The organism is Streptomyces sp. NPDC093568 (genome assembly GCF_044764945.1).
Lineage (GTDB): Bacteria > Actinomycetota > Actinomycetes > Streptomycetales > Streptomycetaceae > Streptomyces.
The window spans coordinates 84665-98259 of the sequence record NZ_JBIWJD010000011.1; the positions used below are offsets into that span (position 1 = coordinate 84665).

16 protein-coding genes are annotated in these 13595 nt (G+C 70.6%); 14 read left to right on the plus strand and 2 right to left on the minus strand.

All coding sequences use genetic code 11. The features are described from left to right. Positions 1 to 45: 45 nt before the first annotated feature. Positions 46 to 1749 carry a chitinase gene (locus ACIRD7_RS34790; protein WP_403459808.1) on the minus strand — a complete coding sequence of 568 codons (1704 nt, stop codon included), beginning with the start codon at positions 1747 to 1749 and terminating at the stop codon, positions 46 to 48. Positions 1750 to 2024: 275 nt separating this feature from the next. On the opposite strand from ACIRD7_RS34790, the gene ACIRD7_RS34795 reads away from it, so the two are divergent. The 14 genes from ACIRD7_RS34795 to ACIRD7_RS34860 all read left to right on the plus strand — a co-directional run bounded on the left by ACIRD7_RS34795 (position 2025) and on the right by ACIRD7_RS34860 (position 13140). Continuing rightward, a complete protein-coding gene (locus tag ACIRD7_RS34795) occupies positions 2025 to 2834 on the plus strand; it encodes a hypothetical protein (protein WP_403459939.1) in 810 nt (269 codons plus the stop codon). Positions 2835 to 2892: 58 nt separating this feature from the next. Continuing rightward, positions 2893 to 3600, plus strand: a complete 708-nt coding sequence (gene cpaB, locus ACIRD7_RS34800; RefSeq protein WP_403459809.1) for a Flp pilus assembly protein CpaB — start codon at positions 2893 to 2895, stop codon at positions 3598 to 3600. Between the two features lie 9 nt (positions 3601 to 3609). Further along, on the plus strand, positions 3610 to 4875 hold the full coding sequence (locus tag ACIRD7_RS34805; protein ID WP_403459810.1) for a CpaE family protein: 1266 nt from the start codon (positions 3610 to 3612) through the stop codon (positions 4873 to 4875). Positions 4876 to 4919: 44 nt separating this feature from the next. Beyond that, the gene (locus ACIRD7_RS34810; RefSeq protein WP_403459940.1) at positions 4920 to 5240 is read left to right on the plus strand and encodes a pilus assembly protein; all 321 of its coding nucleotides are present in this window, start codon (positions 4920 to 4922) and stop codon (positions 5238 to 5240) included. Position 5241: 1 nt separating this feature from the next. Beyond that, on the plus strand, positions 5242 to 5604 hold the full coding sequence (locus ACIRD7_RS34815) for a TadE/TadG family type IV pilus assembly protein (RefSeq protein WP_403459811.1): 363 nt from the start codon (positions 5242 to 5244) through the stop codon (positions 5602 to 5604). 12 nt (positions 5605 to 5616) lie between these two features. Next, positions 5617 to 6954, plus strand: coding sequence for a CpaF family protein (locus ACIRD7_RS34820; protein ID WP_403459812.1), 1338 nt, complete (start codon positions 5617 to 5619; stop codon positions 6952 to 6954). Positions 6955 to 6964: 10 nt separating this feature from the next. Next, entirely contained in the window at positions 6965 to 7912 is a 948-nt protein-coding gene (locus ACIRD7_RS34825; RefSeq protein WP_403459813.1) for a type II secretion system F family protein, read from the plus strand. A 16-nt stretch (positions 7913 to 7928) separates the two neighbouring features. Continuing rightward, positions 7929 to 8828, plus strand: a complete 900-nt coding sequence (locus ACIRD7_RS34830; protein WP_403459814.1) for a DUF5936 domain-containing protein — start codon at positions 7929 to 7931, stop codon at positions 8826 to 8828. A gap of 21 nt (positions 8829 to 8849) precedes the next feature. Continuing rightward, positions 8850 to 10196: a sensor histidine kinase gene (locus ACIRD7_RS34835; protein WP_403459941.1), complete on the plus strand. Its 1347-nt coding sequence runs from the start codon at positions 8850 to 8852 to the stop codon at positions 10194 to 10196. Continuing rightward, positions 10193 to 10951: a response regulator gene (locus ACIRD7_RS34840; RefSeq protein ID WP_403459815.1), complete on the plus strand. Its 759-nt coding sequence runs from the start codon at positions 10193 to 10195 to the stop codon at positions 10949 to 10951. Before ACIRD7_RS34835 ends, ACIRD7_RS34840 begins: the two co-directional genes overlap by 4 nt. A 133-nt stretch (positions 10952 to 11084) precedes the next feature. Beyond that, positions 11085 to 11282, plus strand: coding sequence for a Flp family type IVb pilin (locus ACIRD7_RS34845; protein ID WP_147993430.1), 198 nt, complete (start codon positions 11085 to 11087; stop codon positions 11280 to 11282). Further along, positions 11279 to 11908 (plus strand): pilus assembly protein TadG-related protein, encoded by a 630-nt coding sequence (locus ACIRD7_RS34850; protein ID WP_403459816.1) that lies wholly within the window; start codon positions 11279 to 11281, stop codon positions 11906 to 11908. Before ACIRD7_RS34845 ends, ACIRD7_RS34850 begins: the two co-directional genes overlap by 4 nt. A gap of 16 nt (positions 11909 to 11924) precedes the next feature. Further along, a complete protein-coding gene (locus ACIRD7_RS34855; protein ID WP_403459817.1) occupies positions 11925 to 12503 on the plus strand; it encodes a hypothetical protein in 579 nt (192 codons plus the stop codon). A gap of 7 nt (positions 12504 to 12510) precedes the next feature. Then, complete coding sequence (locus tag ACIRD7_RS34860) at positions 12511 to 13140, plus strand: OmpA family protein (protein ID WP_403459818.1); 630 nt, start codon at positions 12511 to 12513, stop codon at positions 13138 to 13140. Positions 13141 to 13175: 35 nt separating this feature from the next. On the opposite strand, the gene ACIRD7_RS34865 is transcribed toward ACIRD7_RS34860, so the two are convergent. Beyond that, positions 13176 to 13541 (minus strand): DUF192 domain-containing protein, encoded by a 366-nt coding sequence (locus ACIRD7_RS34865; RefSeq protein ID WP_403459819.1) that lies wholly within the window; start codon positions 13539 to 13541, stop codon positions 13176 to 13178. Positions 13542 to 13595 lie beyond the last annotated feature (54 nt).

The window sequence follows — 13595 nt, forward strand, 5'->3', positions numbered from 1 at the left end:
TTCACCCCCTTGGCCCACGGTCAGCCGCCCGGCTGCGGCGCGCCGCTACGGCAGCGCGTGCACGTGCGGCCCCACCGCGTTCGACCAGGCGTTGCCCGCCGTCGCGTCCCAGTTCGTCGACCAGGTCATCGCGCCCCGCAGGTCGGGATAGGTCCGCGAGGGCTTGAAGGAGCCGCACGCCGTGCCCTTGGTCAGGCAGTCCAGGGCGCTGTTCACCACGGACGGCGCGACGTACCCGCTGCCCGCGCCCCGCGTCGAGGCCGGCAGACCGAGCCCGACCTGGGACGGGGCGAGGCCGCCCTCCAGCTGGATGCAGGCCAGGGCGGTCAGGAAGTCCACCGAGCCCTGGCTGTAGACCTTGCCGTCACAGCCCAGCATCGAACCGCTGTTGTAGTACTGCATGTTGACGACCGTGAGGATGTCCTTGATGTTCAGGGCCGTCTGGAAGTAGGAGTTCGACGTCGACTGCATGTCGATGGTCTGCGGCGCCATCGTGATGATCAGTGACGAGCCCGCCTTCGCCGACAGCGAGCGCAGCGCCTGTGTCATGTAGGTGGCGTTGAGGCCGTTCTCCAGGTCGATGTCGACGCCGTCGAAGCCGTACTCCTGCATCAGCGCGTACACCGAGTTCGCGAAGTTCGCCGCCGACGCGGAGTCGTTCACGCTCACCGTGCCGCGCTCGCCGCCCACCGAGACGATGACCTTCTTCCCGGCGGACTGCTTCGCCCTGATGTCCGCCTTGAACTGGTCGACGGTGTAGCCGCCGAGGCCGGCCGAGTCCAGGTTGAAGGTCACCGCGCCCGGCGTTCCGGTCGCGTCCGCGAAGGCGACGGCGATGATGTCGTACTGGGACTGGACGTCGGCGAGCCTCTGGACGGTGGCGCCGTTGTTGAAGTTCTGCCAGTAGCCGGTCACCGCGTGCCTGGGCAGGGCCGGCCCCACCGGGCCCGCCGTGGTCGTCCCCGTCACCGTGGCCGACTTCGGCGACTCACCGGCCGCGTTGGTCGCCGTGACCTGGAAGGAGTACGACGTCGAGGCCGCGAGCCCGGTCACGGTCGCCGAGGTGCCGGTCACCGCGGTCACCTTGGTGCCGCCCCGGTAGACGTTGTAGCCGGTCGCGCCGGAAACGGTGTTCCAGGCCAGGGAGACGGTCGAGGAGGTCGTACCCGAGACGCTGAGCCCGCCTGGGGCGCCGGGGACCGTCGGGGCCGGGTCGGTGCCACCGCCGCCGTCGGGGCCGAACACCGAAAGGTCGTCGGCGTAGTACGCCGCCTGCCCGTACCACCCGTGCGTGTACACCGTCACCGAGGTGGTGGAGGCGCCGGTGCTGAAGGTGGTCGACAGCTGCTTCCAGGCGGAGGAGTCCGGCGTCCAGGTCGAGACGTCGGTCGTGCCCGTGCCCGTCACGCCCAGGTAGGTGTAGCCGCCCTGGACCCAGGCGCTCAGCGTGTACGTCGAGTTGGGCTTCACGGCGACGGCCTGGGAGCACCGGGCGTTGTCCTGCCCGGCCGGCGTCGCCTTCAGGGCCGTCGCGCCGCCGTGCACCGGGGAGGAGACGGTCGTGCCGCTGTTCGCGGAACAGGTCCAGTTGGTCAGGCCGGCCTCGAAGCCGGCGTTCTTGGCGTTGTTGACGTCCGCGGCGGACGCGTGGCCCGCGGCGAGGAAGGTGAGGGAGAGGGCGGAGGCGAGGGCCGCCGCCCAGAGGCGTGCCGGTCGGCAGCGACGCCCCTGTCGTCTAAGTATGAACATGTCAACCAAGTTGGTCCAGACCAATCCGAGTGTCAAGAGATTCCGGTCGTGGAGAATTGGCGTGCGCAACCTGCCCCGTTTTGGCGTGAGTTGTGCGACCAGAGTTCTTTCCCGGCTACAGAAACGCTGTTCTCCGGTCATAGAGCCGTGGATACAGTGCTGAGATAGTCACGCAATGAAGTCATCCCGGTGCTCCGGAGTAACCCCGACGCACCGGACCGGGCGGGAACGGGGAGCGACGCGTGCCAACTGCCATTGCCGTGACCAGTGCCGACATGGCGCTGCCGGCGCAGGACGAGCGAACCGTGCCCGCCGTCGTGCTCCAGGACCTCGACCGGGAGCCGCTGGAGCGGTCGCTGGCGGGCGTGCAGACGCTCATCGAGCAGCACGGCCACGTGATCGTCGTCTGCTCGAGCGCCGCTCCCCTGGCCGTGCGGCAACGGCTGCACACCGTACGGTCCCTGCTGGAGAGCGACCGCATCGCCGTGTTCCGGCCCGAACTGCCCCCGCTCGCGATCGCCGTCCTCGCCCGCCAGCTGCGCCAGCTCGCCTCCTGCGACCTCAGCCCCGGCGTCCTCGCCTCGGCCGGCCGGCTGCTCACCCACTACATCCACGCCGGGGCGCTCCTCGGCTCCGTGACCAAGCTCGACCGCGTCCCCGTCGACCTCAAGTCGCACGCCAAGTCCTGGATGCCCGGCAGCCAGTTCGGCGTCCTCGCCCACCCCGTCCCGCACCTCGCCCGCATCGCTCCCGGAGTCACCCTGCCCGGACCGGAGTTCGGCACCTCGATGCTGCTCGCCCAGGGACAGCTCCAGTCCGACTGGGTCACCGCCACCGTGGCCAAGTCCTGGAACGCACAGGGACTGCGCGAGGTGGTCCTGCCCGCCGAGTCGGCCACCTGGTGGGGGACGCCCAAGCTGATCGAGTTCTGCGCCTATCTGCCCGACCTGTCGGTGCTTTACCAGCTCGTCACCTCCGTACGGCAGAACTCCTGTCACTGGTGCGGCATCGACGTCATCGGTGACCGCTGCGTCTTCTGCTCCGCCGTCCCGCCCACCCACGAGCAGCCCGCCCGCGCAGGCTGACCGGACCCGGCTTCACCGACCGCCCCCGACCGATTCCCCCAACGAGGTTGCACGGTTAATGAACTCCCGTCAGCGCCGCGGCGTGATACTCCTGCTCCTGTCGGTCGTCTGCGCCCTCGGCGCCTTCGCCGGTGTCCTGTCCGTCATCAGCGACGTGAAGTCCAAGGTCGGGCCGGAGGTCACGGCCTACCAGCTCAAGCGGAACGTCGCCCCCTACACACCGCTCAGCGCGGGCCAGTTCGAGAAGATCGAGATGCCCGAGCGGTGGCTGTCGAAGAACGCCGTCACCGACCTCAGCGAGATCCGCGGCAAGATCGCCGTCACGAACCTGCGCGAGGGCTCCCTGCTCCAGAGCGACATGATCGTCGACCAGCCCGCCCTGCAGACGGGCGAGCAGGAGATCGCCATCATGATCGACGCCGCCACCGGCGTGGCCGGCAAGATCACCCCCGGCTCCAAGGTCAACGTCTACGCCACCTTCGAGGGCCAACGCGACGGGGACCCCGACCAGGCCAAGCTCATCGTCGAGAACGCCCGGGTCATCGACGTGGGCGAACTGACCTCGCTGAAGCCCGACGAGGACGACCGGCGCCGGGAGCCCACCGAGGCCGTCCCGATCACCTTCGCGCTCGAACCGATCGACGCCCAGCGCATCACCTACGCCGAGTCGTTCGCCGACGAGGTCCGGCTCGCCCTGGTGGCCCCCGGCGCCGACTCCGACATCCCCGCGACGAACCGCACGTACGAACTCGCCAAGGACAAGTGAGAGGCCCCCATGCCCACGAGGATCCTCCCGGCCGTCGGCGACGCGGACGCGGTCCGGTCCCTCACGACGCTGCTCAGCCAGCTCCCCGACGCCGAGCCGGTCGCCCCGGTGACCGACTCCACCCAGCTCGTCGACACCCTCGCCCGCCTCGCCGCCGAGTCCATCGACGAGCTGCCCGAGGTCGTCGTCGTCCACGAGCGCATCGGCCCCGTCCCGGCCCTGGAACTCATCCGCGAGGTCGCCCTGCGCTTCCCGGCGGTCGGCGTCATCCTCGTCACCTCCGACGCGAGCCCCGGCCTCTTCCAGGCCGCCATGGACTACGGCGCCCGCGGCCTGGTGGCGCTGCCCCTGAGCTATGAGGAGCTCGCCAGCCGGGTCAACGCGGTCGCCCAGTGGTCGATGGGCGTACGCCGTCATCTGGGCGCCGGCGGCGACGTGTTCAGCGGAGTCGGCGGCACGGTGGTCACGGTGAGCGGCGCCAAGGGAGGCGTCGGGGTGACCCTCACCGCCATCCAGCTGGCCCTCGCCGCCCAGGCGTCGGGCCGCAGCGCCGCGCTGCTCGACATGGACCTCCAGACCGGCGACGTCGCCTCCTACCTCGACATCCAGTTCCGGCGCTCGGTCGTCGACCTCGCCGCCATCAACGACATCTCGCCGCGCGTGCTGGCCGACGCCGTCTTCCGGCACGACACCGGGATCGCCCTGCTCCTCGCGCCCGGCGACGGCGAACGCGGCGAGGAGGTCACCGACCGGGCCGCTCGCCACATCGTCAGCGCCCTGCGCTCCCGCTACGAGGTCGTCGTGATCGACTGCGGCGCCCAGCTCTCGGGCGCGAGCGCGGCCGCCGTGGAGATGGCCGACACCGCCCTGCTCGTCACCACCCCGGACGTGGTCGCGGTGCGCGGCGCCAAACGCACGGTGCGGATGTGGGACCGCCTGCAGATCCGCAAGGCGGAGGAGACCACGATCGTCGTCAACCGCCACACACGCGGTACGGAGATCCAGCCCGCCCTGATCCAGCGCATCACCGGCACGGGGATCGCCGCCACCGCGATCCCCGCCAACTTCAAGGAACTCCAGGGCGCGGTGGACGCCGGCCGGGTGCACGAGCTGGACCACAAGAGCACCGTGAAGCAGGCGCTTTGGGCGCTCGCGGGTGAACTGGGGCTGGTCAAGGGCACCGAGGGGACCGTCCAGCAACGCGGCAACGGCCGGGCGCGCGGCGCGGACCGCACGGCGCTGACCTTCCGCAGGCGCAAGGAGATAGGGCGGTGAGGGCCAAGGGGGACAAGGGCCAGGTCGCGGTCGAGTTCCTCGGGATGATGCCGCTCATCATCCTCACGCTGGTGCTGCTGTGGCAGTGCGTGCTGCTGGGATACACGTACACCCTCGCGGGGAATGCTGCGGACGAGGCGGTACGGGCGGGGACGGCGTCGCCGGGGCAGTCGGCCTGCCAGGAGGCGGGGCTGCAGCACCTTCCCGACGCGTGGCAGGGGGATGCCGAAGTGGACTGCGGTGCGAACGGCGGCTTCGTCACGGCGGACGTGAGGCTGCGGGTGCCCGTCCTCTTCCCCGGCGCGATCGGCTTCCCGTTCACCGTCGCGGGCCACGCCGGGGCCGTACAGGAGGAGAAGGACTGAGATGCCGTACCGACTCCGCCCCGGCCGTGCGGGCCGCGACCGCGGTCAGGTCGCCATCGAGTACCTCGGGTTCATCCCGATCCTGATCCTGGTCGCGATGGCCGGCATCCAGATCGGGCTCATCGCCTACGCCGCCCAGCAGGCCGGTACGGCGGCCAGGGCGGGGGCGCGGGCGGCCTCGCTGGACGAGAGCGCGCAGGACGGCTGTGTGAACGCGATCAGCGACTGGCTGTCCGTCACCTGCGTCCCGGCGGAAGGCGGCGACCAGGTCACCGTCACCGCCACCGTCGAGATCCCGTCGATCGTCCCCGGCTGGAACTTCGACGACGCCCAGAAGACCGCGACCATGCCGCTCGACCACTGAACGAGGACCCACATGAGCCTGAGGTCACGCATCAACTCCCCCGAGGAGCACGGCAGCCGGGGCGAGGACGGCCATCTGGTCTCCTCCTACCGGGCCAAGCTGCTGGAGGAGATCGACCTCGCGGAGATGAGCTCGCTGGCGGCGGCCGAGCGCCGGGCCCGCCTGGAGCGGGTGCTCGGGCACATCATCAGCCGCGAGGGCCCGGTGCTGTCGACGGTCGAGCGCTCGCAGCTCATCCGCCGCGTCGTCGACGAGGCGCTCGGCCTCGGCATCCTGGAGCCCCTCCTCGAGGACGCCTCGATCACCGAGATCATGGTGAACGGGCCGGACGCGATCTTCGTCGAACGCGCGGGCCGCGTCGAGCAGTTGCCGCTGCGCTTCCCCTCCCACGACCAGCTGATGCAGACCATCGAGCGGATCGTCTCGACGGTGAACCGGCGGGTGGACGAGTCCAACCCGATGGTGGACGCCCGGCTGCCCTCCGGCGAGCGCGTGAACGTGATCATCCCGCCGCTGTCCCTGACCGGCGCGACCCTGACCATCCGCCGCTTCCCGCGCTCCTTCACCCTGCACGAGATGACCGGCCTCGGCTCGCTCGACGAGCCCATGGTGTATCTGCTGGCCGGGCTGGTGCAGGCCAAGTTCAACGTCATCGTCTCGGGCGCCACGGGCACCGGGAAGACGACCCTGCTGAACGCCCTGTCCGGCCTGATCCCCGAGACCGAGCGCATCATCACCATCGAGGACTCCGCCGAACTCCAGCTCCAGCAGTCCCATGTGATCCGGCTGGAGTCCCGCCCGCCGAACGTCGAGGGCAAGGGCCAGGTCACCATCCGCGACCTGGTCCGCAACTCCCTGCGGATGCGCCCCGACCGGATCGTCGTCGGTGAGGTCCGCGGCGGCGAGTCCCTGGACATGCTCCAGGCCATGTCGACCGGCCACGACGGCTCGCTGGCCACCGTGCACGCCAACAGCGCCGAGGACGCCCTGATGCGGCTGAAGACGCTGGCGTCCATGTCCGACGTCACGGTTCCCTTCGAGGCGCTGCACGACCAGATCAACAGCGCGGTCGACGTGCTCATCCAGCTGACCCGGTTCCCGGACGGCGCCCGCCGGATCACCGAGATCGCGATCCTGGACAGCCACGGGGCGGAGCCGTACCGCCTGGCGACGGTCGCCCGCTTCAACGCCCAGCCCATGACCCCCGACGGTCGCGTCCACGGCGCCTTCGCGTACTTCCCGCTGCCCCGCCGCACCGCCGACCGCCTCTACATGGCGAGCCAGCAGATACCCCAGGCCTTCGGGGTGGCCCAGACCCCGCTCGAACTCGCGTACCGAGAAGCCAGGTAGGACCCCGACCATGGACCTCCAGACCCGTATCACGCTCACCACCGGCGTCGCGCTGCTGACCTGCGTGCTCGCCGTGCTGGGCGTGCACGCCCACGCCGCCGGACGGGCCCAGCGCCAGGCACTGGTCGAGCGTCTGTCGGCCGCCGGCCAGCTCACCGGAGCCGGCGGCCGGCGCCGTCGCTTCGCCGACCTGGACCGCCGCCTGCGCCGTACCAAACTGGGCAGACAACTCGAACTGCGGCTGGTGGCGACCGGCCTGGACGTCACGCCGGGCGAGTTCTTCGTGTACATGCTGGCGACGGTGGCGGGCCTGTGGCTGACCGGGCAGGCGGCGCTGGCCCCCTTCTTCGGGCCGATCGCGGGCCTGCTGGGGGTGTGGGCCGCCGTCCAGTTCCTCAACTGGCAGCGCCAGAAGCGCATCGAGAAGTTCATCAACCAGCTCCCCGAACTCGCCCGCATCCTCGCCAACGCCGCCCACGCGGGCCTGGCCCTGCGCACCGCGATCGGCCTCGCCGCCGAGGAGCTGGAGGCCCCGGCGGGCGAGGAACTGGCCAAGGTCTCCAACCAGCTGGCCCTCGGCGCCTCGATGGACGACGCCCTGGGCGAGCTCGCCGAACGCCTCCCGTCGCGCGAACTGGTCGTCCTGGTGACCACGCTGGTGCTGTCCAACCGGGCCGGCGGCCAGGTGGTGAGCGCGCTGCGCAACCTCACCGAGACGCTGGAGGAGCGCAAGGAGACCCGGCGCGAGGTCCGTACCCAGCTCTCCCAGGTGAGCATGACGTCGTACGCCGTGCCGGTGCTCGGCATCGGGTCGCTGTTCCTGATGAACGGGGTGAAGGACGGCGCCCTCGACCGGATGACGGGCTCCCCGCTGGGCCAGGCCGCGGTGCTCATCGCCTTCGGCCTTTACGCGGTCGGGTTCATCCTGATCCGCCGTATGTCGCGGATCGACGTCTGAGGGCCGGGGAGGAGAGATGGAACTCGGAATCGGACTCCTGCTCGCGACGGTCATGGCGCTGAGCGTCTGGGGTGTCTTCGCCGGCATCCGCATGTACCGGGCGGAGACCAAGCTGCCCAGCGACCTCGCGCTGGCCCTGGAGGTCGGCGCCACCCGCACCGGCGCCGTCGACTCGCTCGTCGACCGCATGGGCATGCGCTACGCCCCCGCCGTACTGCGCCTGATGGGACCGAAACTGGTCGCCAGGTACCGCCGACGGATCGACCTCGCGGGCAACCCCGGCGGCCTGACGATCGACCGCTACGCGGCCCGGCGCGCGGTGTACGGCTTCCTGGGCGCGGTCGGCTTCCTGGTGTTCCTGCTGCGCGGACAGTTCCTGGTGGCGTTGCTGCTGCTGGCCTTCGGCGCCTTCTGGACGGAGGTCGGCATCTGGTCGGCGATCCGCATCAGGAAGGACGAGATCGAGCGCACCCTGCCGGACTTCCTGGACGTCCTCGCGGTCGTCGTCAGCGCCGGCCTGGGTTTTCGCCAGGCACTCGACCGGGTCGCCTCCAAGTACGAGGGGCCCTGGGCGGACGAACTGCGCATCACCCTGCGCCAGATGGACCTCGGCATGAGCCGCCGCCAGGCCTTCGCGGAACTGCGCCGCCGCAACGACTCCGAGCAGGTGGCGATGTTCGTGACGGCGTTGCAGCAGGGGGAGGAACTCGGCGCGCCCATCGTCGACACGCTGGTGGCGCTGGCGAAGGACATGCGCCGCACCGACGCCCAGAACGCCCGCCGCAAGGCGGCCCGCGCCGTGCCGAGGGCCACGCTGATGATCACGACGTTCATGGTCCCGGCGACGATGATCCTGCTGGGGGCGGGGCTGCTGCTGGGGTCGGGCACGGACTTCGGTTCGCTGACGGGGGAGTAGGGGGGAGGGGCCGTGGCAGGCATGCCGTTGCGGGTGCGCTCGGGGGCCGGGGGCGCGAGGTTCGGCCTCGGGTTCCTGCGAGGCCGTCGCCCGGCCGCCGCGGACAGCTCCGGCGAGCCGGACCGCTCCGCGAGGATCCCGCTCCAGGTCAACGCCCTCCAGGCGATGTGCCGCCAGGTCTTCGGCTTCCGGCTCGCCATGATCGCCCTCGCGGCACCCGGAGCCCTGCTGGGCGCGGCCCCCGGCCTGGGCACCCGCCTGGTCGGCGCGGCGGTCGTCGTCACCTTCATGGGTTCCTACGCCCTGTTCCGCGACTGGGAGCGCTTCGGGCCCCTCCTCCTGCGCCACCCCACCCTCCTGGCGGCGGACACTCTCTTCACGTCCCTGCTGCTGGTCTCCGGGGGCCCGGACACCACCCTGGCCTACGTCAGCGTCTGCACCCCGCTCCTGGCCGGCATCGTCTACGGCTACCGGGGCGCGGCCGTCTTCGCGAGCGTGCAGTCCCTGATCCTGCTGCTGGCCTACGCGATCAACACCGACGCCCGTTCGGCGGGCCTGACGGACAAGCTCCTGCTGCCGGGCCTCTGTGTCGTCACCGGCGCGCTCGGCTCGTCCCTGCGCAACCTCATGCTCCGCTTCGGCACGGCCACCGAGGCCCTGACGACGGTCCGGGCGCGCCTCGCCGTCACGGAGGCGGTGAGCGCGGAACGGGCGCGGCTGGCCCGCGAGATGCACGACTCGGTGGCGAAGACACTGCACGGTGTGGCGCTGGCGGCCGACGGCCTCGCGCACTCGGCGGCCGCCGGCCCGCCGGACGCGGCCCGCATCCGGCAGCAGGCGGAGCTGGTCTCCCGCTCGGCCCGCAGGGCGGCGGCGGAGTCCCGTGAACTCCTGGCCGACCTGCGCCGCGAGTCAGACCCGGACCGGATGACGGACCTCACCCCCGAACTGGCCGCCCAGGTGAAGGACTTCACCGCGCGCACCGGCGTGCCCGCGACCTACGACACCACCGGCGACGCCCCCGCGCCCCCGGTCCCGCCCGCCGTGGCCCGCCAGCTCCTCACCATCACCGCCGAGGCCATGGAGAACGCCCACCGCCACTCCGCCGCCACCCGGGTCGACGTACGCGCCGGCGTCCGGGACGAGGCGCTGTGCCTGACCGTCCACGACGACGGCCGGGGCCTGCCGCCCGGCACCACCCTCGACGACCTGCGCCGAACCGGCCACTTCGGCCTGCTCGGCATGGCCGAACGCGCCGCGTCGATAGGCGCCCGCATCGACTTCGGCAAGGGCACCCACGCCCGTGGCACGGAGGTCCGCCTGGAACTGCCCCTGGCGGCCCTGACGACGACGAAGGCGACCCCATGACCCCCATGACCCCGTCGCACGAACCCGGCCTCACCACGCCGCTGCGCCTGGTGGTGGCCGACGACAACCCGGTGGTACGGGCGGGCCTGACGGCCCTGCTGTCCAGCCACGCGGACCTACGGGTCGTGGCCGAGGCGGCCAACGGCCACGAGGCCCAAGAGGCGGCCCGCCGCCACCGCCCCGACGTGATCCTCCTCGACGTACGGATGCCCGGCCTGGACGGCATCGCGGCCCTCCCGCACCTCGTGCGCATCGCCCCGGTGATGATGCTGACGTACAGCGGAGAGTCGGAGACGGTCCGCGAGGCGCTGCGGCGGGGCGCGTCCGGTTATCTGGTGCACGGCGAGTTCACGACGGACGAACTGGTGGCGGCCGTACGGGACGTCAAGCTGGGGCGGTCACCGCTCACACCCACGGCGGAGGCGGCGACAGCGCGGCCGCTCGCGCTCGCAAACGATGAACTTCCAACTGTTACAGGGAATTTAGCGGAACCGCTTTCGCAGGTGCAATCACCTGTGGGACAGTCTTCGTCGTACCGGTCGCTGTTCCGGCTGAGCAGGAGGGAGGCGGAGATCATGGACCTCATCGCGGCGGGCATGAACAACCAGCAGATCGCCGCCACCTGCTTCATCAGCGAGAAGACGGTCAAGAACCACATCAACCGGATCTTCGCCAAACTCCACAGCACCAGCCGTGCGCAGGCCGCCGCCAAGTGGCTGGGCACGGCCCCTGGTTCGCACCCGGGACGGAGCTGACCGGCGATGACGGAGCGACGGTTTTCGGCCGGGGCCCGCAATTGGGCCCAAGGACCCTCTGGTGTTCGGGGTACGCACGCTTACGTTTCTCCCGATACTTCTCACAGGACTTGCGAGCCCAGAGGGGAACACCATGAGCAACTGGATCAACACCACCGTCGAGTACCTGCGTTCCCGAGCCGTGCGGGACGACAAGGGGCAGACGGCGGTGGAGTATCTGGGCATCATCGCGGTGGTGGTGGCGATTGTGTTGGCCATTACGGGGACGGACATCGGGCAGACGATCTTCAACGCGATCACGGACAAGATCACCGAGGTCACCGGCGGTTGACGAGGCCCCGCAGGCACAACGACGCAGGGCAGGCCTTCCCCATTTACATCACGGTGGTGGCGGGTCTGCTCTTTCTCGCGTTCGCATACCTTGCGGTCGGCCAGGCCGCCGCGAACAGGAATGGTGCTCAGACCGCCGCGGACGCGGCGGCCCTGGCAGCGGCACTGGACACGCGCGACCAACTCGCGGGCAAGTGGGTGGAGGACGTACTCGACCCGGCGAAGTGGCAGGACATCTTCGAGGGCGACGTGGGCCTGGACCTGTCGTGTTGGCGAGCGGACGAGCTCGCGGCGCAGAACGACGCGGTCGTGAACGGCTGCGAACCAGGGCTCCTGAGGTACGAGGTCGAGGTCACGACGAACAAGCCCGTCGGGGACTCGATCGTCCCCGGCGTGGCGGACAAGAAGTCGCGGGCGACCGCCACCGCCGTCATCGAGTCACGTTGTACGTTCGATCTCCCCGGCGAGGACGCCGGCGACGGCGACGGCAACGACACGCTGCCACTCCCGCAACTCAAGTGCGGGGACACGAACTGGGACCCGGATCCGGACAACCCGACCACGCTTCCGGACCCCGAGGACCTCTTCGACGTCCACCTGGCCGACGGACAAGCGAACGACGAGTGACGAAGGAAGCAGAGGCATGAGCATTCGGATCACCACGAAGGCCCGTAGGGGGATGGTCGCGATGACCATCGCGGCCGGACTGGCCCTCGGTGCGGCCGGCTGCGGCAGTGGAGGTGACGACAAGAAGCCGGAGGCTTCGCCGTCCGCGTCCAGGACCGGCGGATCCGATCCGAGTGCTCAGGAGGGGCAGGCGGGTGACCTCTTGGCCGAGTTGAAGGGCCCCAACGGCCTGCTGCTCCAGATCGACTCGGCCTCCAGGGACACGGGTGGATTCATCACGGTCAGCGGCGAACTGAAGAACGAGGGCGACAAGACACTGGCCATCCCGGCGCAGTTGAGCGGCAACGAGACCGAGATCATCAGGAACGGCCGCTCGTTCGGCGGGGCCACACTCGTCGATGCCAAGGGGAAGAAGCGCTACTACGTCCTGAGGGACACGGACGGCCGCCCGCTCACCACTACGGGCATCTCGTCCATCAAGTCGGGCGAGACCATCCCGGTCTTCATGCAGTTCCCGGCACCGCCCACGGGCACGGCCGACGTGTCCCTCCAACTGCCCATGTTCGCGCCGGCCGACATCACGATCTCCGGGTGAGGCCCCAATGACCCGCACCCCCCGCCTCTCCCTCACCCTCACCGCGGCCACCCTCATGGTCGCCGCCAACCTCCTCGGGGCGACCACGGCCGACGCCGCCGACGACCCCAGCGTGCCGCCGGGTACCGAGGCGACGGCCGCCGCGCCCGTCGAGGTGGACGCCAACGACCCCGATCTGAAGCTGCCCGAGGGTGCCACCCTCGCCGAACCCAAGGTCCTGGACATCAAGCAGGTCGTGGAGGACCAGGGCGGTGAGGAACGCCGGGAGGACACCAACGCGGACGTGAAGTTCGCGCTCCAGGCGGAGGTGCTGTTCCCCAAGGACAGCGCCAAGCTGACCGGCGAGTCGAAGGCCCGTATCGCCTCGATCGCGCAGGAGATCGAGAAGCAGAACGCCACCCGGATCCGCGTCTTCGGTTTCACCGACGACCTCGGCTCCTCGGCCCACGGCGACGTCCTGTCCCGGAAGCGCGCCAACGCCGTACAGGGCGTCCTCGAGTCGGAGCTGACCGACTCCACCGTCACCTACGAGGTCCGGGGCTACGGCGAGCAGTACCCCATCTCCTCGAACGCGACGGAGGCCGGCCGCAAGAAGAACCGACGGGTGGAGGTCTCCTTCCCGCGCTCGGACGGCTGAGCGGGGCCCGGGGCCCAGGGCCCGGGCTCGGGACGTCACTGCGCGTCCACCGTCACCCGCACCCCGACCCGCACCCCCCACCCGGCCATCGTCCCGGCCTCCGCCTCCAGCACATGCCGCGAACGGAGCCGGGGCAGGCCGAGCCGGCCCGGCCGCATGGTGCGTACGGCGATGACGTTCAGCCGCCGGTCGAGGTAGGCGACGTCGATGGGCATGCGCATCCGGAAGGTGTGCACGCTGCCCGCCGGCGTGAGCAGCATCGCCCCGTCCACGGCATCCCGCCCCAGCAGCCCCTTCGTACGGGCCCGGTACGACGAGGCGACCTCCAGGGGCACCGACACGTCGCCCCGTTCCCCGTGAACGACCAGCGCCCCCCGCCCGTCGCGCAGTCGTCGCCCCATGACCGGCCACCTTCCTGGATTTCGTGTTGTCCGCCGAGTGCTACCCGGGTAGGA

What these genes read in the sequence shown, in the direction of transcription:
- ACIRD7_RS34845 (WP_147993430.1), top strand. Translation starts at nt 11,085, where the DNA reads ATGAGCAACTGGATCAACACCACCGTCGAGTACCTGCGTTCCCGAGCC.
- ACIRD7_RS34835 (WP_403459941.1), top strand. Translation starts at nt 8,850, where the DNA reads ATGCCGTTGCGGGTGCGCTCGGGGGCCGGGGGCGCGAGGTTCGGCCTC.
- ACIRD7_RS34805 (WP_403459810.1), top strand. Translation starts at nt 3,610, where the DNA reads ATGCCCACGAGGATCCTCCCGGCCGTCGGCGACGCGGACGCGGTCCGG.
- ACIRD7_RS34795 (WP_403459939.1), top strand. Translation starts at nt 2,025, where the DNA reads ATGGCGCTGCCGGCGCAGGACGAGCGAACCGTGCCCGCCGTCGTGCTC.
- ACIRD7_RS34840 (WP_403459815.1), top strand. Translation starts at nt 10,193, where the DNA reads ATGACCCCCATGACCCCGTCGCACGAACCCGGCCTCACCACGCCGCTG.
- ACIRD7_RS34815 (WP_403459811.1), top strand. Translation starts at nt 5,242, where the DNA reads ATGCCGTACCGACTCCGCCCCGGCCGTGCGGGCCGCGACCGCGGTCAG.
- ACIRD7_RS34790 (WP_403459808.1), bottom strand. Translation starts at nt 1,749, where the DNA reads ATGTTCATACTTAGACGACAGGGGCGTCGCTGCCGACCGGCACGCCTC.
- cpaB (WP_403459809.1), top strand. Translation starts at nt 2,893, where the DNA reads ATGAACTCCCGTCAGCGCCGCGGCGTGATACTCCTGCTCCTGTCGGTC.
- ACIRD7_RS34830 (WP_403459814.1), top strand. Translation starts at nt 7,929, where the DNA reads ATGGAACTCGGAATCGGACTCCTGCTCGCGACGGTCATGGCGCTGAGC.
- ACIRD7_RS34860 (WP_403459818.1), top strand. Translation starts at nt 12,511, where the DNA reads ATGACCCGCACCCCCCGCCTCTCCCTCACCCTCACCGCGGCCACCCTC.
- ACIRD7_RS34865 (WP_403459819.1), bottom strand. Translation starts at nt 13,541, where the DNA reads ATGGGGCGACGACTGCGCGACGGGCGGGGGGCGCTGGTCGTTCACGGG.
- ACIRD7_RS34820 (WP_403459812.1), top strand. Translation starts at nt 5,617, where the DNA reads ATGAGCCTGAGGTCACGCATCAACTCCCCCGAGGAGCACGGCAGCCGG.
- ACIRD7_RS34855 (WP_403459817.1), top strand. Translation starts at nt 11,925, where the DNA reads ATGAGCATTCGGATCACCACGAAGGCCCGTAGGGGGATGGTCGCGATG.
- ACIRD7_RS34825 (WP_403459813.1), top strand. Translation starts at nt 6,965, where the DNA reads ATGGACCTCCAGACCCGTATCACGCTCACCACCGGCGTCGCGCTGCTG.
- ACIRD7_RS34810 (WP_403459940.1), top strand. Translation starts at nt 4,920, where the DNA reads ATGATGCCGCTCATCATCCTCACGCTGGTGCTGCTGTGGCAGTGCGTG.